At 50.4% G+C, this 25,518-nt stretch carries 19 protein-coding genes; 11 read left to right on the top strand and 8 right to left on the bottom strand.

All coding sequences use genetic code 11. The annotated features are described in order from the left end of the window. Window positions 1–5: 5 nt before the first annotated feature. Window positions 6–1,412 carry a glycosyltransferase family 4 protein gene (locus MHY22_RS06815; protein ID WP_239278659.1) on the top strand — a complete coding sequence of 469 codons (1,407 nt, stop codon included), beginning with the start codon at window positions 6–8 and terminating at the stop codon, window positions 1,410–1,412. On the opposite strand, the gene MHY22_RS06810 is transcribed toward MHY22_RS06815, so the two are convergent. Together MHY22_RS06810 and MHY22_RS06805 are read right to left on the bottom strand one after the other, a co-directional pair. After that, window positions 1,395–2,240, bottom strand: a complete 846-nt coding sequence (locus MHY22_RS06810; protein WP_218840688.1) for an ABC transporter ATP-binding protein — start codon at window positions 2,238–2,240, stop codon at window positions 1,395–1,397. The two genes, MHY22_RS06815 and MHY22_RS06810, sit on opposite strands and share 18 nt — an antisense overlap. Beyond that, the gene (locus MHY22_RS06805) at window positions 2,230–3,174 is read right to left on the bottom strand and encodes an ABC transporter permease (RefSeq protein ID WP_239194323.1); all 945 of its coding nucleotides are present in this window, start codon (window positions 3,172–3,174) and stop codon (window positions 2,230–2,232) included. The genes MHY22_RS06810 and MHY22_RS06805 overlap by 11 nt, the downstream gene beginning before the upstream one ends. 72 nt (window positions 3,175–3,246) lie before the next feature. On the opposite strand from MHY22_RS06805, the gene MHY22_RS06800 reads away from it, so the two are divergent. From MHY22_RS06800 to MHY22_RS06770, 7 genes are all read left to right on the top strand, one after another. Further along, entirely contained in the window at window positions 3,247–4,023 is a 777-nt protein-coding gene (locus MHY22_RS06800; protein WP_239194322.1) for a DUF6270 domain-containing protein, read from the top strand. A 115-nt stretch (window positions 4,024–4,138) separates the two neighbouring features. After that, entirely contained in the window at window positions 4,139–5,680 is a 1,542-nt protein-coding gene (locus tag MHY22_RS06795) for a hypothetical protein (protein WP_239278658.1), read from the top strand. After that, the gene (locus tag MHY22_RS06790; protein ID WP_239278657.1) at window positions 5,677–7,584 is read left to right on the top strand and encodes a glycosyltransferase; all 1,908 of its coding nucleotides are present in this window, start codon (window positions 5,677–5,679) and stop codon (window positions 7,582–7,584) included. Before MHY22_RS06795 ends, MHY22_RS06790 begins: the two co-directional genes overlap by 4 nt. Window positions 7,585–7,707: 123 nt before the next feature. Continuing rightward, window positions 7,708–8,973 carry a UDP-N-acetyl-D-mannosamine dehydrogenase gene (gene wecC / locus MHY22_RS06785; protein WP_370658841.1) on the top strand — a complete coding sequence of 422 codons (1,266 nt, stop codon included), beginning with the start codon at window positions 7,708–7,710 and terminating at the stop codon, window positions 8,971–8,973. An 8-nt stretch (window positions 8,974–8,981) separates the two neighbouring features. Further along, a complete protein-coding gene (locus MHY22_RS06780; RefSeq protein ID WP_239278656.1) occupies window positions 8,982–9,902 on the top strand; it encodes a hypothetical protein in 921 nt (306 codons plus the stop codon). Between the two features lie 9 nt (window positions 9,903–9,911). Then, complete coding sequence (locus MHY22_RS11630; protein WP_239278655.1) at window positions 9,912–12,122, top strand: glycosyltransferase; 2,211 nt, start codon at window positions 9,912–9,914, stop codon at window positions 12,120–12,122. 8 nt (window positions 12,123–12,130) lie between these two features. Further along, window positions 12,131–13,978 carry a hypothetical protein gene (locus MHY22_RS06770; RefSeq protein WP_239278654.1) on the top strand — a complete coding sequence of 616 codons (1,848 nt, stop codon included), beginning with the start codon at window positions 12,131–12,133 and terminating at the stop codon, window positions 13,976–13,978. Window positions 13,979–14,031: 53 nt separating this feature from the next. On the opposite strand, the gene MHY22_RS06765 is transcribed toward MHY22_RS06770, so the two are convergent. Together MHY22_RS06765 and MHY22_RS06760 are read right to left on the bottom strand one after the other, a co-directional pair. Next, on the bottom strand, window positions 14,032–15,195 hold the full coding sequence (locus MHY22_RS06765; RefSeq protein ID WP_239194310.1) for a hypothetical protein: 1,164 nt from the start codon (window positions 15,193–15,195) through the stop codon (window positions 14,032–14,034). Window positions 15,196–15,363: 168 nt separating this feature from the next. After that, window positions 15,364–16,407, bottom strand: coding sequence for an ATP-grasp domain-containing protein (locus tag MHY22_RS06760; protein WP_239278653.1), 1,044 nt, complete (start codon window positions 16,405–16,407; stop codon window positions 15,364–15,366). Between the two features lie 321 nt (window positions 16,408–16,728). On the opposite strand from MHY22_RS06760, the gene MHY22_RS06755 reads away from it, so the two are divergent. After that, entirely contained in the window at window positions 16,729–17,673 is a 945-nt protein-coding gene (locus MHY22_RS06755; RefSeq protein ID WP_239278652.1) for an NAD-dependent epimerase/dehydratase family protein, read from the top strand. Between the two features lie 48 nt (window positions 17,674–17,721). Here MHY22_RS06755 and MHY22_RS06750 read toward each other — a convergent pair whose 3' ends face one another. Continuing rightward, complete coding sequence (locus tag MHY22_RS06750) at window positions 17,722–18,327, bottom strand: hypothetical protein (RefSeq protein WP_239194304.1); 606 nt, start codon at window positions 18,325–18,327, stop codon at window positions 17,722–17,724. Then, window positions 18,317–20,314 (bottom strand): glycosyltransferase, encoded by a 1,998-nt coding sequence (locus MHY22_RS06745; RefSeq protein WP_239278650.1) that lies wholly within the window; start codon window positions 20,312–20,314, stop codon window positions 18,317–18,319. Before MHY22_RS06745 ends, MHY22_RS06750 begins: the two co-directional genes overlap by 11 nt. Before the next feature lie 734 nt (window positions 20,315–21,048). Between MHY22_RS06745 and MHY22_RS06740 the strand changes: the two genes are divergently transcribed. After that, window positions 21,049–21,963 carry a UTP--glucose-1-phosphate uridylyltransferase gene (locus MHY22_RS06740; protein ID WP_239278649.1) on the top strand — a complete coding sequence of 305 codons (915 nt, stop codon included), beginning with the start codon at window positions 21,049–21,051 and terminating at the stop codon, window positions 21,961–21,963. Window positions 21,964–22,076: 113 nt separating this feature from the next. On the opposite strand, the gene MHY22_RS06735 is transcribed toward MHY22_RS06740, so the two are convergent. Beyond that, on the bottom strand, window positions 22,077–23,225 hold the full coding sequence (locus MHY22_RS06735; protein WP_239278648.1) for a hypothetical protein: 1,149 nt from the start codon (window positions 23,223–23,225) through the stop codon (window positions 22,077–22,079). Between the two features lie 69 nt (window positions 23,226–23,294). Continuing rightward, the gene (locus tag MHY22_RS06730; RefSeq protein WP_239278647.1) at window positions 23,295–24,347 is read right to left on the bottom strand and encodes a hypothetical protein; all 1,053 of its coding nucleotides are present in this window, start codon (window positions 24,345–24,347) and stop codon (window positions 23,295–23,297) included. A 552-nt stretch (window positions 24,348–24,899) separates the two neighbouring features. Here MHY22_RS06730 and MHY22_RS06725 point away from each other — a divergent pair. Beyond that, window positions 24,900–25,097 (top strand): hypothetical protein, encoded by a 198-nt coding sequence (locus tag MHY22_RS06725; RefSeq protein WP_239278646.1) that lies wholly within the window; start codon window positions 24,900–24,902, stop codon window positions 25,095–25,097. Window positions 25,098–25,518 lie beyond the last annotated feature (421 nt).

Genomic DNA, 25,518 nt, shown 5'->3' with positions numbered 1-25,518 from the left:
CATGTGTGAAGGGGGCGCACTTTGTACTTTCGGCAATGAGGAGCCCCGGGTACGAGACCGCCGAGGCCGGGGAATTGAGTAGGGCGATAAAACAGCTGAAAAAGGCGCGATTCCTTAGGCCATTGACGTTTTCGTTTGAGAGATATCTCCGCGGGAAACTTCTGCAACTCCAGTCAGTTGAATGCTTTGAGGGAGCAGTTGAACGCAGCGGTAGCGCAGCCGCCCCGCGGGTACTGTTTCATTTCACGAATGCATTGCCCTATACCCAATCTGGATACACGCTTCGGTCTAAAGCACTATTCAAGAGTTTAAGGGCAAGGGGAGTAGAAGCGTTTGCTTGTACGCGCTACGGATATCCGGAGAATATCGGTAGATTCCATCATGGTCCATATTTTGTCAACGATGGTCTCGAATATTTCGTGTTGGGCTCCTTATTTGCTCCGTTTTCAATTACTCGCCAGGAGGATCTGGCCGTCCGCCAACTAGTAAGACTCGCGAAGGAAAAGCAAGTAAACATACTTCACACCACCACCCCGTACACAAACGCGCGCGTGGTGGCTCGCGCAGCCGCTCTACTTGACGTCCCATGGATCTATGAGGTCCGAGGCGAGCCCGAGAGCACGTGGGCTTCGCAGTCTCCAGACCCAGAAAAACGCCGCAGCTCGGAGTTTTTTGAATTAGCGCGTCAGGCCGAAACAGCGGCGATGATGGCTGCAAATCAAGTAATAGCGTTAAGTGAGGTGTCGAAAGAGGACCTAACGCGTCGAGGCGTTCCAGAATCGAAAATCAAGGTCGTTCCGAACGCTCTGGAAGCTGATCAGCTTAAAACTCATACTGACAAAGCGCACGCCCGGAAACGATTGGGCCTAGGCGACGAGTTCTTAATCGGTGCAATTACCTCAGTCGTGGATTACGAAGGGCTAGACATTGCTATAGCTGCGATGAAGGAGATTCCAGACGCAACTCTCATTATCGTAGGAGATGGAGTGGCTCGACCAGGTCTTGAAGACCTAGCCGATGAGCTTGATTTGAATGATCGGGTTGTCTTTACTGGTAAGCAGCCGGCTACTGATATTCACCTTTGGTACTCTGCCTTGGATGTGTTCGTGGTACCGCGGCGAGACGTTGAAGTTTGTAGGAAAGTCACTCCGCTTAAGCCGCTACAGGCGATGGCCTGCGGAGTACCGGTAATCGGAACTGACCTACCAGCGTTAAAGGAAATCACCGGTGGATTAATGGTTGAAGTTGAACCGGATAACCCCTCCGCGCTGGCCAAATCAGTTGATTTAGTCCGGCAGGGGGAACTCATCGTGAATCCTCGGGAGCTTGAAGAATGGGCCAAGAAGCGATCATGGGAGCGGAATGCGCACATCTTGGAGGGTCTGTACTTAGAGCTACTGAGGGGAAGATGAATGGGTCAAAAACTTTGCGGCTTCAGAATCCAGTAGGATTTTGTGCGGCTTAAACGCCTTCCGTTGCCGCTTGATGATGCGGTCAGCTTCTTCAAGTTTTCCTGTACTAACTCTGTTTCCCCAGACACGGTAAGTTGTAGTTACGGTTTCCGCATCTCCGTCAGCAATCATGTCGCCTTCGTGCAGCCATATGGCACGAGTGCAGTGAGTTTGAATTGTCGCAGCACCATGAGACACGAGAAAGACTGTTCCGGATCCAGCGAGAAACTCGTCCATACGATCCTTAGCCTTAGCTTTGAACGTGGAATCTCCGGTGGAAAGGGCTTCGTCAATTAGTAGTAGCTCGCGTCGAACTGCTGTAGAGATCGCAAAAGTCAGGCGAGATTTCATGCCCGACGAATAAGTCTTTAAGGGACGATCGATTGCAGACCGGAGATCCGCCCAATCGATAATCGGATCCACTAGCTTCGAAGATTCCGCTGGGGTTAGCCCCATTGCCAAGAGGCCTAAATTAATATTTTGGCGACCGCTTAAATTCGATTGGAGAGCCGCCCCGACGCCGAGCAAGGTGGGCTGGGAGGAAACAAACACGTCGCCGGAATCGGGCTTTGATGACCCAGCAATCATTCGTAGAAGGGTTGACTTTCCTGAGCCGTTTTTACCCAGGATGCCGATCGATTCTCCAGAATAAGCTACAAAGCTAACGTCTTTTACTGCTTCCACAGTATGCTTCGAAAGTTTTTTGGATAAAACATGCTCAGAACCGGAGCGATTAAGGTAGTAAGACTTCTTGAGATTACGAGCGACAACCGTTGGGTTATTTGACAACTGCGTACCTTTCCTCGGCTTGCCAAAAGTAGAAGTATCCAATAATCAATACCCCGAATGACCAAGCTGCAATATACAGCCAAGTGCCTAAGGGCGGTACCTCACCGTCCAAAACCAGTTGCCGTACGGCGGTAAGAAACTGGTAAATGGGATTAGCTTGCATGATCTCTTGAATGTGGGGATTTTTATCAAATTTGCTCAGATCGAAGAATACACCCGAGATGAAAAAGAGACCTCGATTGATGATTCCCACTACTGACTTTAGATCCGGGATGAATGCTGTAGCTCGTCCCACAATGAACATGCAACCGAGCGAGAAGCAGTGGATTAAGAAATACAAGGGAACCACTAGAATGATGGTCCAAGGAATTCCTTTATCGAGCTGAAAGAGAAGTGCGCCTATTATCGCAACCATGGCGGGGATTGCATGGTCGATCATTTGCTTAATAGTCGTTGAAATAGGGACGGCTGCTGTGGGGAAGTTAAAACTGCTAATCAACCCTTTTGATCCACGGATGATGGAAGTGCCAGCTGACAAACCGCCAGTTGCGAATTTGAGGTAAATTACACCGATTGTTAGGAAGCCAATGAAATTGTCCATTCCCCTAGATACGTGAAGAACGTAGCCGAAAATGAAAGCGTAGACTGCCACGTCTAGGATCGGTTGAAGGATAAGCCAAGCGCGTCCGAGGAACATATTTCTACCTCGGCTAAGCGATTTACTGCGTGCATAAGCCAAGATGAAATGTCGGCGGTCAAAAAGACGACGAGTATAAGACGCTAGGTTATCTCGGCTCCGTAGGTTATATAACTGGGAATCGTCAACGAGCTCCAAGTTGCGGAAACTAGCGTTTTTAACGCGCTTGGGCTTTTCTTGTTTTGCGTTGGTTCCCTCGGGAGCACTGTCGCTGTCGTTGTTCAATTGTGATTCCACAATTTCTCCACTGTGATGATTGCTCTGTAGTTACGGTCTAAGCTGTCACTGAGGATAGTCTAGAATCATCGTATGCAGTTAGGAAACTTTGAGCCGGCATCTTCCAAAGAAGAAGCCACGCCTGTCCGTACCTTTATTTTTGGTGGGTGTGTGAGTCGGGACACTGTTGAGTTTGCGAAGCACACCGACTTCAAGGTGCTCCGCTATGTGGCGCGTCAGTCTCTACTTTCCGTGGGCTCAGACGCGAAATCCAACATTCCTGATTTCAAACTGAAAAGCTCTTTTCAGCAGCGCATGTTAGAGAGTGATTTGTCGGGAAACCTCATGCGCGAGATATCGAAGAAAAACGGTATTGATGTTTTTGTCTGGGACTTGGTCGTTGAGCGGACCGGGGTTTGGGAGTTTCCAGATGGGAGCATTGCTACCAATAGCGCGGAACTCAGGCGGCTGGACGGCATGCCCCAAAATCTGAAAAAGGCCAGAAAGATTCCTTTCGGGTCCGCCGAGCACTTCCAGCGTTGGCAGGGGGCTGCAGCTTTATTTACTGAGTTTTTGGATTTTCTGGGGTTGAAGCAAAAATGCCTAGTCTTGGCACCGGAATGGGCCGAGTATCGCTCAGACAATAAGAAGACTGGCCGGATACGTGGTTTATCTGCCTCGCAGTATAATGAGATGTTCCGTAGATATTACGTGGTTCTAGAAAGGCTGGGGATTACTGTGTCAAGGATCGACGGCACAGTAGCTGACGAGAACCATAAGTGGGGAAATGCACCATTCCACTTCACTCGTTCGGCGTATGCTTCGATGGAGTACGAGATTAAGAAATCAGTGCACCAGACCAGGAATTAGCGGCATAGATATGAAACTAGAAGGTTTGCTGGCTTCCTTGCTGAAGAGAGCTCGTCAAATCCCGCACGGTATTAGAGCGCGAGTATACTGGGGGCGTTCCAGAGTCGAGGCGACTGTGGGTACTCGCTTTCTCGGACCGGAATTGGACGAAAACGCGAAATCCACCCTGCAAGGAGCTTGGCGCGGGTTGTCAGACGCTGCGGTGGGAGAGAAACGGCGAACGTCTAGCAGTAGCGGGGAAGTGCGGGCTTTTTCGCGTGGATATGAGTTCAGCAACCAAGGGTTCCTTCAACCACCGCCTTCACCGCGTTGGAAGGAGCTGGCTCTAGGTGAGGGGCGCCTTCGGGTCGAAGAAAACCTTCCTGTTGCATTGGCCCAGAAACGTGGAGTCTCAGTTGCCGTGCTGGGGCTTGCTATCGACTCGGAGGAAGGAATATCTGATAGCGACCTCATCGCTGACCGTATTGCTGATTTAATATTGTCTGGAAATAGCCTCGAGGCGATTGATGAGTACGTCCTGTGGCTAGGGGGCCGGTTCGTCCTTATCGCCGGGTGTGAAGACCAGTGGCGTATTCACGTAGATGCAATGGCAAGCAGAAGTTGTTACTGGACCGTCAGAAATAAACAACTTTTCGCTGCATCGCATTCTGCGTTGGTCGCTAGAGAGATAGAAGAATTCTCGAGGAAGCGGGCATATTGGGTTCTTTCAAATCCTGACTATGTGAGTGCTGCGGGAAAATGGTTGCCAGGCCGCATAACGCCGCATGATTGCACCGAGCTAGTAAGTGCTAATTGTGTGCTGTCTTTTGACGGGGAAAGGGCCCTGCACTCCCGCATTTTCCCATTGGAAAAGCACCGAGTATCCGCGGAATATTCGCCAAAAGAGGTCGCTCGCATTCTGATTGGTGAGCTTAGGGTGCAGACTTCGGCGTGGCTCAATACCTCTGATAAAATCTATCTCGCTTTGACCTCAGGCCAAGACTCTTTGGTAGTGCTGTTGTCGTGTATTGATCTTTTCCAAAAGCACTTCACCAAAGCTATGACCTACATTTTCGCGGAGAGAAAGGATCCTTTAGGGATCAATGACCTCCAAGGAGCCAATTTCCTAGCTATGCTGTCTGGTCTGCAGCACAAGGTAGTGAAAGTGGAACCGTTCATTTTTGAAGGAAAGTTTGCTTCCGCGTACAAACGATCGTTTCCTACTTGGGCTCGTTTTCCGGCTTTAGCCAAATCTTTGTGGCAGAACTTCCCCAAAGAATCCGTAGTCCTTTTTGGGATCGGTGGTGAAATCGGCACAGTCTTTTATAAAGATAGGACCGAGAGTCCGGTTAACGGCGAAATCCTAGCCGGAAAGTTTACGACGAGTAAATTCTCCTCCAATTCTCGCCTTGTCGCAGAGATGGAGGAGTACATAGCTTATACCCAGCTAGATTCAGTCTCCCCGTCGCTTGCAAGCTTCTATGACCTCTATTATTGGGAAAATCGAATGACCAGTTGGGCGGCTGCGGGATACTCCGAATATGAATTAGGGCCCTCAATAGGTCTTCCGTTCAATACTAGGAGAATAATCTGGCCAATGCTCAACTTGTCGTACGAGAATCGGTTAAACAAAGCAGTGTACAAAACAATAATTCGTTGGAGTGGGTGGCCTCTGTGACTCAAAATGGAAGATTAAACAAGATGGTGAATAAAACTGAATATTATTTTAAACGAGCGCGTCAGGTGGCCCGAGACGAAGGCCCTTCTGAATTAATTCGCCAAACGAAAAAGCGATTTAACGTAGGAACGGTAAGCAAAAGGACCGCTACGTTTGACCCGCTAGCAGTAACCGCCCAAGGGAAAACTAACAGGACAAGCCCATTTAAGGGCCTACGCGTTGGCGTAATCATGGATGAATTTTCTCTCCTGGCATGGGGAGGGGAATTTACAATCGTGCCAATCTTGCCTGGGGAAGAATCGAAACTTCAATCCCTTGAGCTTGATTTATTCTTGGTCGAGAGTGCTTGGGACGGAAATGGAGGAGCCTGGAAATACCAATTGACTGGCGGTGCCGCTCCCAGCACCGCGCTTTCCGTGATCGTCGAGCAATGTAAGCAACTTGGGATTCCTACGGCCTTCTGGAATAAAGAGGATCCTCCCCATTTTGAGGACTTCTTGGATACTGCACGATTGTTCGATTTCGTGTTTACGAGTGATGTCAATTTGGTAGGTGCCTATAAGCAGGCTTTGGGGCATGACCGAGTGTGGCCTTTGAGCTTTGCTGCTCAGCCTGCGATTCATAACCCTATCCGGACTGATATGCCTAACTATCAGAAAGGAGACGTGGCTTTTGCAGGCATGTATTTTGCTCACAAATATCCAGAACGCCGTGAGCAAATGGAGATGCTGCTGGGCGGAGCTATGGACGCATCAGGGCATCTTGAAGACGGTCTCCGTATCTTCTCTAGATTCGAGGGAAAAGACGAGCGTTATCTTTTCCCGCAGCCGTTTTCCCAAAGAGTTGTGGGGTCTCTGCCGTACGAAAAAATGATTGCGGCTTACAAGAATTTCAAAGTCTTCCTAAATGTGAACTCTGTAGTCGACAGTCCCAGTATGTGCTCCCGTAGAGTGTTTGAACTTCTTGCTTCTGGCACGCCTGTAGTCTCTACATGGAGCAAGGCACTTGAGGTGACTTTTCCTTCTACTGAATTAGTGCTTGTAGATAGTAGGGAAGAAGCCACGTTGTCTATTCGTGCCTTGGTTAATTCTCCTGAGTTGAGAGACAGGCTGGTACATCGGGCGCAAAGAAGGATCTGGGAGAGCCATACCTATACAACTCGGGCAATGGAGATTTTGGAACGAGTTAGTCCCTCTGAATTTGAAGGTCTGAAGGCTAAACCAAAAGTTAGTGTTATTTGCTCTACGGTGCGGGAAGGGCAATTGAAGCATGTATTTGAGCAGGTAGGTCGGCAATCCGGAGTGGATGTCGAGCTGATTTTGGTTCTGCACGGGATTCAAGTTGGTGACAAGGAGATTGCAAACTTCGCTGAGGAGGCGAAAGTTCATCAATACCGTGTACTTAGGGAGGAGCGAAGTTCCTCGCTAGGAGAGTGCTTAAATGCAGGTATCGCTGCTTCGTCAGGCGATTTCATCGCCAAGTTTGATGATGATGATTTTTACTTTGCTTCATATCTTTTGGATATGTATAACTCGTGGTCCTTTTCTGGTGCTGACCTGGTAGGCAAACAGGCAAACTATGCGTTTTTGGGCAATGAAGAATTGCTGATAGTTAGGCGGCCGGAGAGGGAACATCGCTGGACGAACTTCGTAGCTGGCCCTACTTTCTTCGGTCCCCGCAATACGTTTGCGGAAAATAAATTTGAGGCGCGTTCCCGAGGGGAAGACACTGCGTTTATTCGTTCTCTTTTGAGGAAAGGGGGGAAAATATATTCCACAGACCGCTTCAACTTTGTTCAGATGAGAAATGCTGGACAACATACTTGGGAAGTCTCAAATGCATCGTTTTTGGCTAATGGGCAGGTCGTGGGGATTGGTCGGAATTTCGAGGCTGTTGAATGCTAGATGGACCGCGTGCTCCCCAAGGGTTTTCGATGTAGGAGCGTCCCCTTTGTGGAATAATATACTGCGGTTCTAAAACGTCGAATTAAAATTTGAAAATACTTTTTCTCCCGAGGAGGGGTTTTAGTGAGCATTGAAGAGAAACAATTGGGACCCATAAACAAGGTTTGTGTTGTTGGGCTGGGATACATTGGTCTCCCGACTGCAGCTTTTATCGCTGATTCTGGTATCTCCGTAGTGGGGGTGGACATCAATGAGCGCCATGTGGAGAAGATCAACAATGGTGAAATGCCCTTTTTTGAACCTGGCTTCGAAGCTTTATTAAAAAGCGTAGTCGCCGATGGACATCTCAAGGCTGATACAGAAGTAGCGGAAGCAGACGCGTTCATTGTGGCTGTCCCGACGCCGTTCAATGATGACTATTCAGTCAATATGTCCTACATCGAAGCGGCAGCGAAGAATATTGCTCCTGTGCTTCGACCGGGGGCGCTCGTGGTCCTAGAATCAACCTCCCCTCCAGGGACCACTGAAAAGATGGCTGAAATTCTTTTAGCCGAAAGGCCGGACCTATCGACGGATCCTGAAAGTGCTAACCGTCTCTTAGTCGCACACTGCCCTGAGCGGGTATTACCGGGCAAGATTATGGAGGAGATGGCCGCTAATGACCGAGTTATCGGAGGCCTAAATCCCCTGTCGACGGATAGGGCGAAACAGCTATACTCCTCTTTCTGCAATGGCGAGATGCTATTGACGAATGCAACAACCGCTGAGATGGCAAAGCTGACCGAGAACTCGTTCAGGGACGTGAATATTGCCTTTGCAAACGAGCTGTCAATCATCTCAGACAAGCTTGGAATTGATGTTTGGGAATTGATTGAACTCGCCAACCATCACCCACGAGTCAATATTCTGAATCCGGGCCCTGGTGTGGGTGGCCACTGCATTGCAGTTGATCCTTGGTTCATTGTTTCTTCGGCTCAGGAGGAAGCCAAGCTGATCCGTACGGCGAGGGAGGTTAATGACGGCAAGCCTGCCTACGTTATTGCCAAAATTACTGAAGCAGTCGAGGCCGAAGGCGCAGACTCAATCGCCGCACTGGGAATAGCATTTAAGCCGGATATCGATGATTTGAGAGAATCCCCTGCTCTGTCTATCGTGCAACAAATGGCCGAGAAGTGGCCGGAGAAAAAGATCCTAGTAGCTGAGCCTAATGTGAATGAGCTGCCCGAGAGTCTAACCGCATATCAAAACGTGCAGCTAGTTGACGCGTCTCACGCGATATCTTCAAGCCCCGTGGTTGCTGTCTTAGTGGACCATACACCTTTCAAGAGCCTCGAAAAGAGCGTCTTGGAAGGAAAGAATGTCGTTGACACACGTGGCATGTGGAGCTGATCCTAGGGATGAAGAGGTTGGAATCCGGCAAGTCGCTTGCAAGTCTTGCCGTGTTAGCCGCTGTGTTGTTAATTGCCGCGGTGCTGTCAAGCAACTTAGTTCGCGCTGGGCTGTTGATTTTGGCGGTGGTAGTAGCGGCTTTGATCTTGATTTTAAGCGTTTCTTGGGCACGACGAGTAGAGGCACAACGCCGACAGGATTACCGCAGTGTAATGTCCGTTGCTAAAGAGTTGTCGCTGCTCCGAAACATGTCGGGAAGTATAGCCAAATCGCGAGAGAGTCAACGCTTTCAAGAAGAACAACTAACCCAAATCAATTCCGCGGTCGAGGAATGGCGCCACGGGGAGACGGGCTCAGAGGGCGCAATCTCAGAACCTTTATCCTATTTTTCCCCTAGGCGTATCTCTGCATCGAAGCCCGTGGAGAAACCCAACTCTCATGTGGCCGGGCGACAGGCGGCGCTGCAAGACACTGGTGAGGGGTCCAAGGAAAAGCTACGGGAACTCCTTTATCCTTCCAACGAAATGACTCGAGTAGTGGCCGTTTTGGGCTCTTCCGACCTCCGTGAAAGTCTCTCGGGCTTCTGCTCCGTCCGGAAAATAGATTCTGCCGTTGACCTAGCGAAGGCAGGGAACGACATTTCTTGTCTTGTTATCGAAGAGGCGTCTTTAACCTGTGGTCGCTGGTTTGGGAGTCTGTCAGCTCAAGGGACGCATCTTTTTCAGGAGCTCCATAGCCAGATTGTGAAAGCGCAACGAAAGAATAATGTCCTTACGGCGGTCGTGGCTAATGCACCGGCCTCACATATGACGAGCGTTTTGCGTGACACCGCTGATGTTGTGCTTCCTGAGAAGCCAGGACAAGATTGTCGGGGCGCCGAAATGGCGAACCCAGTGATAAAGGCTATCGACGCATACGCGTGTAAGTGAGGTTAAGAAGTGAGCACCGCTGTAGTTTATGGGGACATCAGCCCGAATGTTGTAGATGGCTCGTCGATCTGGCTCATGTCAATAACCGAAACGCTTTCAAAGACATGCGATGAGGTCCATCTCCAGCTCAAAATGAAGCCGGATAACTATCGTCTCTTACAGTCCGTAGACAAGATTGAAAACGTCGTTCTACATCTTCCTCCGGACACCAGTTCTCCACTCAACGAGGAAGCCGCGGTTCCTGTCCTTGAATCGTTGGCCAATAAGGTCGGTGCTGACATCCTCGTTTCTCGAGGACTGAATTTGGCACACACATTAAGTCGCTCTTCGACCTTGGCGCCGATACTTTGGGCTTATATAACGGATCTTCCTTTCCCAATCACCAAGCTTTCTAAAACCAATGTAGGCCGTTTGCAAAGAATCTCGGCGAACTCTCGGAGAGTATTTGTACAAACTGAAGCGGCCCGAAGCTATCTAGAATCGATCGCTCCATTCGCGGCAGGGAAGACCTGCTTGATGCTCCCGATGGTACCGAGTGAGGCGTTTTCCAAGGAGAAAAGCGGGGAGAACTACGAACAGTCGGACAAGCTCCGCATTGTCTATGCGGGAAAGATGGCTAAGGACTGGAAGACACTCGAAATGCTGGAGATTCCCAAGCATCTGAGAAAGTTGGGAATCGACTCAGAGCTATTAGTTGTCGGAGACAAGATAAATAGGGATAAGAGAGATCCTTCTTGGCACATCCACATGAAAGAGGCGCTAGAGAAGGCAGCGGCAGATGCTGATAGCGGAGTTGAATGGTTAGGTGGTGTATCTCGGGATGAATCCATGGCAGCCATTTCGTCCGCCCATATTGGATTAGGTTGGCGGACAGCGGTACTAGATTCAAGCCTTGAGGTTTCCACAAAGGCGCTAGAATATTCTGCCCTTGGAACTCCTGCCTTAGTTAATTTTAACGATGACAGCCGTGCTCTGTTCGGTAGCGATTATCCATTCTTTATTGATGCACAAGCTACTGCCGTGGATGCCGCAAAGGTCATAGCTAAAGCCGCAAACTCTATTGACCTAATGAGCCCACAGGTTCGGGGTAAGGTAGCAAACTTTTCAATGGATTCAGCGGTAGAGCGTCTAACTGGCTACTTCGAGGCGGCCGGCATAGTCCGTTCTAGTAAGCGTGCGGTGCCTATGGATGCGATTAAGGTCGTAATCGCATCCCACGATTTCAAGTTCATGGGCGAATTAGTGGATGCGCTTGAGAAGGATCCACGGTTCATACTCGAGAAGGACGTGTGGTCGTCTCTGCATCAGCATGACGAAGAACGCAGCCGAAAACTAGTCGATTGGGCGGACGTTGTATTTTGCGAATGGTGTGGTCCGTCAGTTCGGTGGTATGCAGAGCATAAGCGACCAGCGCAGAGGCTAATTAGTCGTCTACATGGATTCGAACTTCGTGGTCCCGGCCCATGGATGAAGGAAATCGACTGGCAAGGCGTGGACGAATTGATTTTCGTTTCGCAGCATTACGAGGAAATGGCGCTGGAACGACTTCCGCTGCAATCCACGGCTACTCGGGTAATTCCAAATGCAATTGATTTAGTGGACTTTGACCGGGAAAAGCTTTTTGGAGCTCAGTTCCATATTGGTCTGGTCGGCTACGTTCCCTTCTTGAAGCGACCAGATAGAGCTGTTTCATTTTTTGAAGAGCTATTGGAACAAGACGACCGGTACATCCTTCACATAAGAGGCAGGGCCCCATGGGAATACCCTCACGAATGGAGTAAGCCGCTGCAGAAGCAGTTGTATCTAGATTTTTTCTCATCTATTGCCTCGAACGAGCGACTACGGGATCACTTAGTGTTTGAAGATTTTGGGCCAGATATGGCGTCTTGGTTTAGGAAGATCGGCATCGTGTTGTCGCCAAGTGATGAGGAAAGTTTCCATCTTGCGCCTGCAGAAGGAATGGCCTCGCGTGCAGTCCCCATCGTGTGGGAGAGAGACGGGGCGAAGAACATTTTTGGTCCGTATGTAGATGGAGGTAGTGACCTCGCAATCGATCGCGTACTCGCCCTACGTGAACCGGAGACATTTGCAGAAGAGGGGCAAAAGGCACGTGAATACGCCTCCCGTTGGGGAGTTAAGAAAATTATTTCCGAATGGATCGATGCCTTGAACGGGCAAAATATTGCCGTCAAGGAGTCTGAGCGTACGGAAACTATCTAGGAGCTAGGATGTCCATTTACCTTTTGGCGGTGCCTAAGAAGAAGCTTCGCTCTACCGTTTCTGACGACCTTGCAGAGCATAATTCCGAATTGCTACGGCGGTGCTTCCAGAGATACCGCAGTTTGGTCAGTGATCACTATCGCAGTGAAATAAAAGTTTCCACACCGGGACAGCATGGGACTGCCTCTATAGGCGTGTGGAAAAGGGAGAACGAGTCGAACCGCGTCGTCGCAAAGAAAGACTGGTGGGCGCATTCGAGCGGCCAGGATGTTTCCGAGCTCCTGTTAGAGAAGGTGTCCAGGCGTGGCGGCGAGGTTGTTTACACCGATCCTGTTTGGGGTAGCTATACGGCGATCTGGGGTGAGCGCTATCGCGATCGCGTCATACTATGGAACACAATTCCGGCTCTAGAAGCGGTACATTATGCGGAGACGGAAGATTATGTTTTCGCTAGCAACAGACCACTTCTTGCTGCAGTAGCAAGAGCAGAGGGAGAAGCTTCTCCAGTGGCATTGGAAACTGACTTTTTAGATCAGTATTTGATGTTTGGGTTTAACCTCGATGCCGTATCTCCGTTTGAAGGCGTATCTACGATTGCAGTGGACGAGGCACTCGAGGTTAATGGCGGAGAAGTAAAGATTATTCCTCGTCCAGCAGGTCTAACCGCGAACCTCCCTAACCTTCACTCTGAAGAGGAAGCAGCTGAAGCACTCGCCGACGCGCTAAAGGCCTCTACGCACAGAGCTTTAGCGAATTTTTCGGGCAAAAACGTCCAAGTACGAATGAGTGGCGGTAAAGACAGCCGGTTATTGCTCGGACTAGTTAGGGACTCGGAGCAATCTGTCTATGGGGTAACCTTTGGCAAGCCGAATGATGAAGAAGTCCGAGTGGCGCATAATTTGTGCCGAGCAGCTAAAAAGAACTTGGAAGTAACTGCACCAGCCCCAGTTGATCGGTCAAGCTTGGCGGAAAAGGTTGATCGAACAATTCTCATGTCTGATGGCATCCCGGCATCTGAACCACATACTTCTATTTATTATGGATCCTCGCCGCGTGTTGCCGGTGACGCAATCATGCTGGGGCAGTGGCCACTAATGAAGGGCGGTCAGGCAAAGAAGCTGCACTATTCTGGGTCGGGCTTGCAAAACGCTTTGCGACGACAAGCCGGGTGGTTCGTAAACGAGGGGATCAGAGCGCAGTACGCTTATTTCCTTGAACAATGGCAGCGTGAAGTAGAGACGTCTATCGACCTCGAGTACTTGTATCTCTTTGCCCGAAACTTTAGGTCGGGACGTTGGCTGCATGCACATATAAACCTTTACGAGCGTGATGCAGTCATTGCTTATCCAATCGCTGATGAAGAGGTAGCTGCGATTTCTGACGCTATGACGATGTCAGAGAAGGTTTCACAGCGTGTTCTCTTTAGGGCCTTAGAAATGATTTGGCCCGAAGCGAACCGCATTCCTTTGTCCAACGGCAATAAATGGCGGTTTGAGAGTGCTGGTCCGGCGGAGAATCTTGGGGAAGACTCCTTTGCCGAGCGATATGCCGAAGTTCCTGCTCATGAGAGCGATGAATTCCTACAGGTGGATCCTCGGCTTAAAGACTCAAAAGCGATAGAGTACACCAAAGCTGTGGCCGTTCAGATGGCCAGTGAGTTGGTGGAATCTGCTAACTGGGATCTGCTCATTTCAAAGGTCACTCCCGAATTTGGGAAGATCTTGGAAGCGGCCGCAAACGGAGAACTTATCGTTCCCGAAAAGTCGTCTCAAAGAGAGATCGTGAAATTCATTTGGCGTTTGTACGTGGCTGACCGTTGGCTGCGGAAGGAATGGCTAGCGGCGAAAGATGACTAGCCCAAGGCTGTAGGTCGGTGAACATGATGTGCTCATGCTCACCGACCTCACTTTTAGTCTTGGGTGGGAAATAGCTGCAGCTTTAGTTTGCAGAAGTCATGGCGAGAAGAAAGCATCTGCTTTTCTTTCAATGAGAAGGTCTCTTCTGTGCCTTTTGCAAACTTGTGCTGGGCGTAGTACGAGTCCAGATAGTGCGCGATGGGGTTTATAGATTCCCCGTAAGTGGGGTAGATAAAGGATGTCGCGTGAGGGAAAGAGTTGACTTCCAAAACTCGTGGCATGTCGTCTTTCAAACTACGCACCATGATATCGACGCCGCCAGTGTATAGACCCGGAATCGCGGCAACTGCTCGAACAGCGGTGTCCCTAATTTCCTCCGAAATGATATCGGTGATATTTGCAGTTTCAGCACCGAAAGAAATATTAGAGATTGCGCTGAGGAGAACGCGTTCTCCTGCTTCGGGAATATCGGAGAAAGACAATGAATTGGAGCGCATGAACGCTTCCATGTTCGCGTTTCGGCGAAGAAGCCGCTTGCTTCGTGCGCGGTCCTTCTGACGCTCTTCATTCTTAAGCGCCATCAGTTCTTCGATATTGTGGGTTCCGTCGCCGGTAACGTAGGCAGGGATTCGGATGATTGAACCGAAAAACTCTCCCTCCACAACGGTGACGCGCAATTCAAAGCCGTCAACCATTTCTTGGACAATTACCGAGGGCTCTCGCTTTCGTTCCTTTTGCATCTCCACGCATTCGTGGAAGCGCTCTTTGAAGTCCTGTTCAGTAACGTTGAGAAAAACTCCGAGACCTTGGGAGAAGCTTGGTGCTTTGACCACAACTTCCCTCCGGCCTTGAGCAAAAGCGGTGTCGAAGGCTTTGTCAGCCTCGTCCGGTCCAAAAACCTGGTACCAGGGAACATTAATGCCAGCAGTGTGCAGGATTTTTTGTGTTTTTACTTTGTTCTGGCAGATTCGCCCAGCTGTCTTAGTGCAGGTAGGTACGTTCCAAGGAGTAACTACTCCGATGGGTGCATCTGCAGAATCCTTTAGAGTGATATACGGACGGTTCTTTTTCGAGCGGTCAATATGGAAGTTGCGCCCCGAGCGGCGGACAGTCCGAATCCACGCGTTGTGAATGCCTGTGGTGTAGCCATCTTGCCAATAATTTTGTTCAAGGCTGGGCAGAGAGTCCAGAATATGGTTTAGGTGCTCGGTACGCATGTAGTTCCAATCATCTGAGCTAGGAGTGGGTTGCTTATCGCACAGATTCTAGCAACGAGGGCAGGCTGACAAGTTAGTTCGCCTTGGTTCTCACTATTAAGCCCGAGGCAGTGCAGAGGTTCAGCGGTGTTACGCCGACCCAGCAAAGCCTAGAGTCTTAACTAGTGCCTAAGAGTAGAGCAGCTGTGTTCGCTCGATCTGGTCGACAATATAGCTAGCCGCATTAACAGGCTCTCCGTAACTTACATAGTGGTGAATGTCGAAGAAAGGCTGCGTATTGATTTCTAGAACTGTGATGTCGGCGTCAGGCTGTAGGGAAGAGGTGAAAATGTCTACTCCCACTGTTCCCGTTCCTGGGAAAGCCCGAGCAGCGCGCTCCGCAACCGCGATGTGTTGACGAGAAATTTTATCGATGACATTAAGCGTGAAGCCGCCTCCACCTACGGAGGATATTGGATTTAGAACGACTACTTCGCCGTGCTCGGGCACTTGCTCGAGTGCCCAAGGGCTTTCGGCTAGCCAATCTTCATCTATGTTGATCTCCGTAGATTTTAGGTAAGCATCGGCCTGTCGGCGTTGGAGCTCGAGATCCACCAGTTCTTGAACCGTATGCTTCCCGTCACCTACTACAAATGCGTTTAGCCTAGAGCAAGCAACGCGTACACGGCCACCGATGACTAAGACGCGAATGTCGAAACCAGCGAAGTATTCTTCGATTACAATTTCATCGCCGTAGCCGCTGTCAGCTGCTTTAGTCCAAGCTTTTTCAAACGACTCGGTATCTTTGATATTGAGAGACACGCCTCGCCCTCGGGTACCGCCATTCGGTTTAACCACGACAGGGCGATCTTGCGCCTTAAAATATTCGAGGGCCTCAGCCTTAGTCGCTGAATTGAACTTCTGGCCGTTAGGCGTCGGCACGTTATTGGCTTGAAGGGTCAATTTTGTGGCCTGTTTGTCGTTGGAAACCCGTCTAGCGAACATGCTCTGGGTAGAAGGGCCGTGGTAAACGGTTCCTCCCACCGTTTTACCGTTATTCAAAAATATCCATGTGCCGTCTTTGACTTTTTGGGTCTCCCAGCCGCGGGACCTCGCTTCGCCCAGCATAAGTTTTGTGCGGGACTTAATCCGGTCATAAGTATTGATTGGCAGCTTTGGTTTCAAAATTTCGTCACTTACCAAAGCAATTAGGTTTCTAGGATCATAGCTCACGTAGTCATAGTACATTTAAGGTTCTCGCTTTTGCACCGACTAACTCACTAATTCGCCCCATCGATGAGCCTGCAAAATCTCCGCAACACGTGCGGCGTGAGTGGAGGCAGTTCCTTGAGCTTTCATAAGATGCTGTCTCTGATGTGGCGGGGCTTCTATGCTTGGTCGGTAGAGTCCTGAGAGCATTTGGCTTATAGCATGTGGTCCTTCACGCTTATGGCAGAAGAGGCTGGGGGAAGGAAAAGGGGGAGTAATCCCTGGTCCTCTTTGTGCTCACAGTTAATTGGCAGGGAATTTTGAAGCGGTGCTATTGTTAAGGGCATGCGCGCTCTAGTTACCGGAGGAGCCGGGTTTATCGGTTCTCACTTGGTGGATTTACTTGTTTCTGAGGGACACTCTGTGTCTGTGTTGGACAATTTTTCATCGGGTCAGAAAGTCAATCTAGAATCCGCCATGAAATCCGGAACAGTTGAAATCATTGAAGGCGATATAAAGAATTTTGATTTCGGTGCCTTCTTCCAAGAACATCCCACTGATGTTGTGTTCCACCTTGCGGCCCAGATTGATGTGCGGCATTCGGTGGCAGACCCAGTTGAAGACGCTGAGTCGAACATTATTGCAACGATCAAACTGGCAGATGCGGCCCGCCGCAGTGGTGTACAGAAAATCGTTCACACTAGCTCCGGAGGATCGATTTATGGCAGGCCCGAAAGTTTTCCTGTAAGCGAGGATAATCCGCTCGCTCCCGAGTCCCCCTACGCTGCCAGCAAAGCTGCCGGCGAACTATATCTGGAGATGTTCCACCGGTTGTATGGCATCAGCGTAAGTTTCGTAGCGCCGGCTAACGTTTATGGTCCACGCCAGAACCCCCATGGTGAAGCCGGGGTCGTTGCGATTTTCAGCCAGCGGCTTCTGAGCGGTAAACCCACCAAGGTATTTGGTTCGGGCTCCAATACTCGTGACTACGTGTACGTCAAAGATGTTGCTCGAGCTTTCTATTTGGCGGCTACCACACCCGGTGACTTCGGGCGTTTCAATATCGGTACGGGAGTGGAGACTAGCGATAGGGAACTACACACAGCAGTAGCGAAGGCGGCGGGTGTGGCCGATGACCCGGAGTTTGCCCTGGCTCGATTGGGCGATGTTCCTCGTTCTTCGCTAAATTCTTCAAAAGCAAAAAGGTATTTGGGCTGGCAGCCGGAGTATGACCTTGGGCGGGGAATTGAGGAAACCCTTGATTATTTCCGTGGCCTCGGCGCTGAATAGAGTTAAGGGCTCTCGCTAGAACTTGCGAGAGCCCTTATTTCTGTGTGGTTAGCCCTGTGTAGCCTTAAAACCCAAGCGGACGCTTGAAAGAAGCTCGGCTATTCGGTTCTCTTCACTTTCGGCAAGATTAGCTCGGACACAAACAGAATCGGCGTTCAGATCCTCAGCGAAAAGAACGGCGATTCCTACTAGCGGGGCTACGTCTTCGGGGGTTTCCTGAAACACAAAGGCGTTAGAAGAAACCATGAGCGAATCGAAACCTCTCACTGCGCCAGACCAAGAGTGAGCGGGAAGGACTGAAACCGTACTTTGCTCGTTGCCAACCTCGACTGAGTCGGTGCATAAGAGGTCTCGGTTGCCTATAGGAAGGCCCTTTGGGTAGTACTCAAAAGGCGTTGGGTGAACAGTGATAGGTGATGCTGCCCGCGCAATGGTTTCACCGGTATGAGGGGACATCCACTGCGGGACTGCGAAATCAGAACCTACCCACTTTCCAAAGATGAGATATAGCGCAATGGCCTCGCGGTTCGGGTCAATCTTTTCCGGCAGTTCATCAATGATGACCTTGTTGCTCGGGGGAATAGAGTCGTATTCCGAGAGAACGGCTTCGTAGCCAGTTCGGTTTCCTGGTTCCTGAATTCGTTTAAACTTCATTATCTGCCTCGAAGTGCTTCGGTCCTACTACAAACGCGTTGGCTTTGTTCTCTAGAGTGTTGAACTTGTCGGCGATCAAGCCATGGTCGCCTACGAACACGTCAAACTTGCCTTCCGGTGCGAGCCGGATGAAAAGTGCAAATACTGCATCGGGCTCGCTGGCATTCAGGGAAGGAATGATGCCGTTTGCTAGTACATTTAACGGATCACTAGGTGCATCTCCGTCCGCCAGGGCAACGCTGAATTCGGCCCCACTTTGGCGCAGCTTAACCATATCTTCGTAGCTAGCGGTGAGAATGATTGAAACGTCGGTGATGACTTCCTCGGCTTCGTCTTCCCCGTGTTTTAGTAGATGGACCTTCGTGGCAGTAACTTGGCCGGTCCATTCCGCTTGGGGTAGGGGCGAGGTGACGATTAAATTCTTGGTGCTGAGGTGATCGGGGAGGTAGCGGCGTGCTTCCTCCATCATCTCCTTTTTGTCACCAATCTTTGGCCACTGTGGTGTGGCATTGGCCCGTTCTTCAGCGATTTTGCGCTGTGCTCCGTCATATCGCCAGCGCAAGAAGTTGAGGGTTTCTGCGGCCGCACGCGTTTGATTGCCTACGTCGGTATTAGTTACCTGGCTTGAATGCATACGGCGAAGCGTGAGGGGCTTGCCTGTGTGGGTTACTTTGTAGCCAGAGCGGAGCAGGCGAAGGAAGAAATTGTTGTCTACGCCGCTGGAAAGAGAAGTGTCATATTTTAGCTTTCGAATGACATCTGTTTGCAGCATCCAAGTACCATGACCCGGTGCAGAACCGGTAGGAATGGAACGCTCCGCGGTAGGATTCTTACCCACGAAGAGTTGCATGGTTCCGTCGTCGTGCTCAAAGTTGATGAAGCTGCCAACGTTTCCAACGGCGCCGGCCTCGATTCCCTCGAGCTGCCATTGGAGCCGGTGAGGGTGCATGAGATCATCATCATCGATGACGGCAGTGTAGAAGCCAGTGCTTTTCTCGGCTGCAAGGTTTCGTGCAGCCGAAATGCCTTGATTCTCTTGCCAATAGTACTTAATCCGGGAGTCGTTAAATTCGTCTACGACCTGCTTCGTGTGGTCAGAGCCGCCATCGTCGACGATTACGATTTCGAAATCTTGCATCGTTTGGTTAAGTACCGAGAGAATCGTTTCTCTCAGGAAATCTGCGCGGTTGTATGTGGAAATGGCCACCGATACCGCCGGGTTCTCGTCGCCACGGCGATGTTTCCACTGATTGGTATTTCGTACGAACGACTTATCGTGGTGGACGACGGACCTGTTGAAGCGTACGGCTTCTCTTCCTTCGTCGGTTTGGTTAACGGTGTTGATCGTCTTGGGGTGCCACATGTGGTACATGCGCACCTCGGGGTCATCTATCCAGACCGTCCTGTATCCAGCTCGACGGGCGCGTTGCGCGAAATCGAGATCCTCACCGCCGTAGGTGTGAAGGCGTTCATCGAACCCACGAATGAGGTCGAAGCCTTCTCGAGGAATGGCCATCATTCCGCCCATTCCCCAGCGTGGACGTAGCCGAGAAGCTCGTTCCATTTCCTTCCAGCTATTGGGGTGCTCAGCTACCCATGAATCGTCCATTCCCTCGGGAAGGTCTCGGCACTGCAAGAAGTAAGCAGATTGTCCATCCTGTTTAGCTACGGCGGCAATGCGCTCAAATGCCTTAGGCGTGAAAACCATGTCTGCATCGGTAGATACCAGGATTTCGCCGTCCGCGTGCACGAATCCTGCATTAAGAGCTTCGGAACGAGACCAGTAACCTTGGTCCGGCGTAAATACGTATTTCACGCCCAGTCGCTGTGCCAGCCTGCGGTTTGCTTCATGGTCGGTAGAGCCAAAGTCAGAAAGAATTACCTCACCATCGAACTGGCCAAAAGATTGACGGATAGACTCCAGTGCTAGCTCAAGCCGGAGTGCGCCCCAATCGCGGAATCCAATTACTACAGAAATGTCAGTCATTAAGCTGCTCTCCAAAAATAGTAACTACATTTGCCCCAGGCCAATTGGCCGTGACAACTAGTTCGAATGGTGGGGTGGGAATTGGGTTAGCCCGATCCTTCCACTGGACGGGCTCGATGATTACTTCGTCACAGCCTTGGGGCAGTTTGAAGGGGGAGTTGTACGTGGTTTCGCCTCCCTGAGAGCTACTGGAATATCGGTAGAGGGAGTTGAGGCCGGGGCTCCATTTGAGTCCAGTCGATTCTGCCAAAGATTCAGGGTTTTCAATCTTTGGGAAATCGATTTTGAAGGCATAAAAAGCCCAGCGTAAGTCCTTGTCGGTCCGAAGAGCTATGGAACAACTAGTGGCGTCGAAAGGAATGGAAAATCTTTTCTTCATAGAGAGAGTCCTTTACTGGTCTAGACCAAGATCTTTAATGATACTGGGCATAGGTGCGACAGGCGAGACAAGGTCGGGACCTGAGATAGGCTTTAATAAAAGCTTGGTCCATCATCGTCCCATTATTTGAGACTCAATCAAATGTGTACTGCCGATGAATTCGAAGCTCTAGTGTTCATCGTTCTAACTTATGCGTGGTCACAGCGCGTCTAGCATACAGAGGCAAAGAACCGTTTGGAGTCTCATTAAGCGTGGGCGAAGCCAGCCCTATTGTCGGCGCGAGTCAGAAATTTGCTTGCCGGAAATCTGGAGGGTGTAACGATGGTCAGAGTGCACAATATAATACGATTGCCTCATGGCTAACTCTCAATCTGTCCGCACCGTCGTAGTCCCCGCCGCTGGTATGGGTACTCGTTTCTTGCCCGCGACCAAGACTGTCCCCAAGGAATTGCTCCCAGTTGTGGACACTCCAGGTATTGAAATGATCGCGGAGGAAGCTGCGGCGGCGGGGGCAGCGAGGCTGGCTATTGTGACGTCGCCAAGCAAAGATGAAGTTCTGCGCCACTTTGATGAGTTCCCGGACCTTGTAGAGATTCTCCGTGCTCGTGGCAAGGATGAGCAGGCGGCAAAGGTTGAGCGTGCCGCGGAGATCATTCATCCAGTTGCCGTAACCCAGGACAAGCCCTTGGGATTGGGGCACGCGGTGGGGCTGGCCGAGTCCGTATTGGATGACGATGAAGACTATTTTGCCGTCATGCTTCCGGACGACGTCATTGAGCCGACTGTAGCCATGAGCGAGATGATTCGGGTACGCCAGGAGCAAGGCGGTTCCGTGTTGCTGGCGGTGGAAGTCGACCCCGCCCACGTCTCCAGTTATGGTGTGTTTGATATTGAGGCTACTGGCGACGCCCGCGTGAAGAAGGTCGTGGGCATGGTGGAAAAGCCTGCGGTCGAGGATGCACCGTCGAACCTAGTGGCTACCGGTCGCTACCTGTTAGACCGCGCGATTTTCGACGCCCTCCGTCGCATCAAACCAGGCAAGGGCGGGGAGCTGCAGCTTACCGACGCCATCGATCTACTCATCTCCGAAGGCCATCCCGTCCACGTCGTAGTCCACGACGGCATCCGCCACGACCTCGGCAACCCGGCAGGATTCATTCCCGCCAGCGTCGAGTTCGGATTGCGCCATCCAAAGTACGGTCCGGCGCTGTTCCGTGATTTGGAAGCGATTATGGAAAAGTATCGGAATCAGTTGAGTACGAAATTTTAGCTCTGCCATTGTGGGAGATTGATCAATAAGCTTGCCCTCCCAGAGAGCCATTTCCGTATTGATTCGCTATAGGCAGGAACTTTCCACCACCGAAGCCTGTGAGTCAAAGGGTCTTACTTTCCAAAAAGCTGATTTAGGAATTCTCGGGCAGCTTTCGCGTTTTCCCAGTCAAATTCCGTGTAAGGCGAGAATCCGTAACGCTCGAGATTCGCTAGCAGTTTTCCGGCCACCCGATGTGGAAGAAACTGGTAATAATCCGTGTTGGCCTTAAGCATAAAGCTCATATCGGTCTTCGAAGCGAATGTATTCAAGGAATCTGGGATTTCCTTGAAGAGAGGGGCAATTAGTTCCTTGTGGCCTTGGGAAATAAAATATAGAAGACTCATCGTGGTGGTATATGAGTCGGTTACGTCAATTGGTTTAGACCATGTGTTTGGCAACTGTGGAAGACGAATATTTTCGCAAAATTGTGGTGCTAGCAACGTAGTGATAGCGGTCTTTAAAAACTTTTTCCGGTCTGTGTTACCAGCAAGTGAATCGATTGAATCCGCTAGATGATCGGGATCGCTTTGAAGGAGAAGTTTAGCTGTACCAAGTTCGGTAATTCCATTTGTAACAGGCGACTCTTGGAGGCCCATGATTTCAAGTGGGGCGACTTTTTTGGGTGCTTTTACAGGCCTCGAGAAAGTTTCACCAAGGATGGAGCCAAAAGAATGTTGAGTGGCACCGAAATACTCGGCGGTAAGAATTGCACCAGTCGCCATAAACGTCCAATGGTTCCTCGCTAGCGAGTCTTTTTGAGTCGGAGTTCGCCGGATGTTCGTTTTGATAACTAGGGGGTTGAAATCGGTAAAGAAGCGAGCCTCTCGTTCGAACCAACCTCCAAAGTCAAGGGATACGAGATGAGTTTCAGGGCCCAGCAATCTTAGCGCGGCGTATGAATCGAATCCGCCCGAAAAGCTTAAAATGTGCCCACCACCGCGGGGCGCGATTGGGGAAGTCGATTCACTTGCTTTGACCGAGCTTTTTGTAAAGTTCTCCAGGCGCTCGACTACTTGATCTGCAACAGGAAAGTCGTAGTAAATCGCGTCAAATTTTGTACCGCAAAGTGTACTCAAGGCTGTCGCAATAGCATTAGTACTGGGGCGTACTGAGCGATCAAATTCGTACCATAGTTTGTGTTCTTGACCGTCAAATTTTGCAAGGACCTCAATGCTTTGACTTGTGGTAACTAATCTCGTGAATTCTATACTGCCTGGCATATCTAAATTTTCTTTTCGGGTGTGGCTTGAGTAATACAGAAATCGCAGCGTTTGGCGGCTGAAGAGACGTTAGATTCCGTATGTCTGGTGGAAATGGTTGACGATATCGTCCAAGACTTCTCGGCTGTCGCCATGGGTGGGATAGCGATGAAGGTTCGGCGATGGCGCGGTGTTTACTTCAAGAACAACGGGCTTTGTCGCATTTCTTATGTCATCTACCAGAATATCGACGCCTCCGTATTCAAGTTCAGGGATGGCTTTAACAGCGGTCTCTGCCAGGTTCTTGATTACAGGAGAGGCCGCAGCTGTTACGTCGACTGTAAGCGCCCCTTGTGCCGGAAGGGGAAGGGGATTAAGAAGGACAATTTCGTCTTTATCTGGGGTAGAGTTCTCTTGATGGCCTTGTTTGCCAATAAAGTCCCAATCTAATCTAATAGGCATTTGTACAGCGCGACGGTGCTTCGACCTTTCCTCGTTTACCGCACGGATTAGCTCGGAGATTTTTGAAGAGCCATCGCCTACTACATACGGTTGGACCCTAGCTACGATACTTACCGCCTCATGGCCTATCACCATCGCGCGAAGCTCGACGCCGGTGACAAACTCCTCTACTAGGATATTGGAGTCATTTGTTCCGCTTTCTTTCGCGAATTTCCAAGCGCGCGTAAATTCCTCCGGGGTTTGTACGTTGATGGTTACTCCCGCCGAGCCTCCGCTGTTGGTGGGTTTAACAACCGCCGGTGAGTCCATCATTTCGAAGTATCCAGTAGCTGCCTTGTACTCGCCTTTAGTAAAATCTGCACCTACTGGGACTGCTACGTGGGAGAGTTCTAAGAGCTTCTTGGTAAGGTGCTTGCGCTGGCAAATCTGCTCAGTTCGAATTGAGTGGTGAAACACTTTCGGCCCCGTCATTTTAAGGACTTCGTTTGTGTTAGTGCAGGAGAACTCGTGCCTCAGTGGTTTCCCTTCTGGGTCTAAGACGCGCGTATCCCAGCCAAGCTTATTGAAGTCAGCTACAATTTTTTTAATCGCCGAGGTGGTGGTCGGCACCTCGTTGAAAGCAAGCTCAGGGCTTATAATCTCATTCCGGATGAAATTGCGAACTGATGAGTGTAGGTCCATATGTTTTCCTTAGGTTCGAAGCAGGGCCTTGGAGCTGGGGTTGCCAAGAGTAGTTGAGGCGTTTTGGAAGCCTATATTACTAGTCGCTTGACAGGGTAGGAACTGGCCCTGCTTGACGGTACTGAGGAAGTGACATAGATCATATAGCACTTGCCGGTTTATTTGGCGGCTGTGCTAGTTTCTCTTCTAAACTGACAAACTTGAATGAGCGGCCCGATATGTTTCCCTGTAAGGTTCAAGTCCCAATCATCTTGGTGAACATATTCACGTAGGGGCGGGAATGTTTAACTACTTTTAGCGAGAACTACACGGTAGATGTTTCCTGTGGGTATAGGACAGGAAACTATAAATAGAATTGGACTGATTTTAATTCTGCAGTGCTGGTTAACGAGGAAAACCACTGCAACCTGTCTAGGAATAGCTGTGCTTAGTCTTTATCTGGCTAGATCGGAGCAGCAACGGAAGAAGCTGTTGCAGCGGAGGCACCAGATTGGTGCTAGCGTGACGTCGCTAATCAAGCAAGAGGTGTTGCGGCTTTGAGGAGATTCTTTCTTGGCGGCATTATCGCGCCCGAACGGCAAAGATGAAAAGGTAGTGAAAGTGGAGGTTATTCAGCCAGTTGCTCTGACTCAGGAGAATCCTTTAGTGCTAGGACAAGCTGCAGGTTTGGCCGGGTCTATTTTGGGTGATTTTGAAGACTGCTTTGCCGTGATGCTCCCTTGCGACGGTTTTGAGCCCAACGTCCCATGAGTGAGACGATCCGAGCGCACCAAGAGTATGGCGGTTCGCCGTTGTTTGCGGTGGAGGTGGAACCGTTGCATGTGTCGAATTATGGCGTCTTTGATATTGCGGCTGCTGACGATGATCGGATCTAGGAGGTCGTGGGCATGGTGGAAGAGCCCGCGGTTGAGGATGCGCCGTCGAACCTAGCGGCCACCGGTCGCTACCTTCTGGGCCGTGTGTTTTTGACCCGCTGCGCCGCATCAATCCTGGTAAGTCCGGGGAGCTTCAGTTTACTGACGTGAAGTGTCCCAGGTTTTGTTCCGTTTGAGTAGATGGGAAAATCTGGAATATGCCAAGAAAATTTGACCAGGATGCAAAGGACCGTGTGGTCCGTCTCGTGGAAGATCGCATCTTGGCAGAAAATATGTCGATGCAAGCCGCGTGCCAG

The sequence above is a fragment of the Corynebacterium sp. ACRPO genome (assembly GCF_022347205.1).
GTDB lineage: Bacteria > Actinomycetota > Actinomycetes > Mycobacteriales > Mycobacteriaceae > Corynebacterium.
This window is presented reverse-complemented; position numbering and strand designations above follow the sequence as displayed.

Coding starts and splice junctions, on each gene's coding strand:
- MHY22_RS06800 (WP_239194322.1), top strand. CDS start 3,247: ATGCAGTTAGGAAACTTTGAGCCGGCATCTTCCAAAGAAGAAGCCACG.
- MHY22_RS06780 (WP_239278656.1), top strand. CDS start 8,982: ATGAAGAGGTTGGAATCCGGCAAGTCGCTTGCAAGTCTTGCCGTGTTA.
- MHY22_RS06770 (WP_239278654.1), top strand. CDS start 12,131: ATGTCCATTTACCTTTTGGCGGTGCCTAAGAAGAAGCTTCGCTCTACC.
- MHY22_RS06765 (WP_239194310.1), bottom strand. CDS start 15,195: ATGCGTACCGAGCACCTAAACCATATTCTGGACTCTCTGCCCAGCCTT.
- MHY22_RS06755 (WP_239278652.1), top strand. CDS start 16,729: ATGCGCGCTCTAGTTACCGGAGGAGCCGGGTTTATCGGTTCTCACTTG.
- MHY22_RS06750 (WP_239194304.1), bottom strand. CDS start 18,327: ATGAAGTTTAAACGAATTCAGGAACCAGGAAACCGAACTGGCTACGAA.
- MHY22_RS06745 (WP_239278650.1), bottom strand. CDS start 20,314: ATGACTGACATTTCTGTAGTAATTGGATTCCGCGATTGGGGCGCACTC.
- MHY22_RS06740 (WP_239278649.1), top strand. CDS start 21,049: ATGGCTAACTCTCAATCTGTCCGCACCGTCGTAGTCCCCGCCGCTGGT.
- MHY22_RS06735 (WP_239278648.1), bottom strand. CDS start 23,225: ATGCCAGGCAGTATAGAATTCACGAGATTAGTTACCACAAGTCAAAGC.
- MHY22_RS06730 (WP_239278647.1), bottom strand. CDS start 24,347: ATGGACCTACACTCATCAGTTCGCAATTTCATCCGGAATGAGATTATA.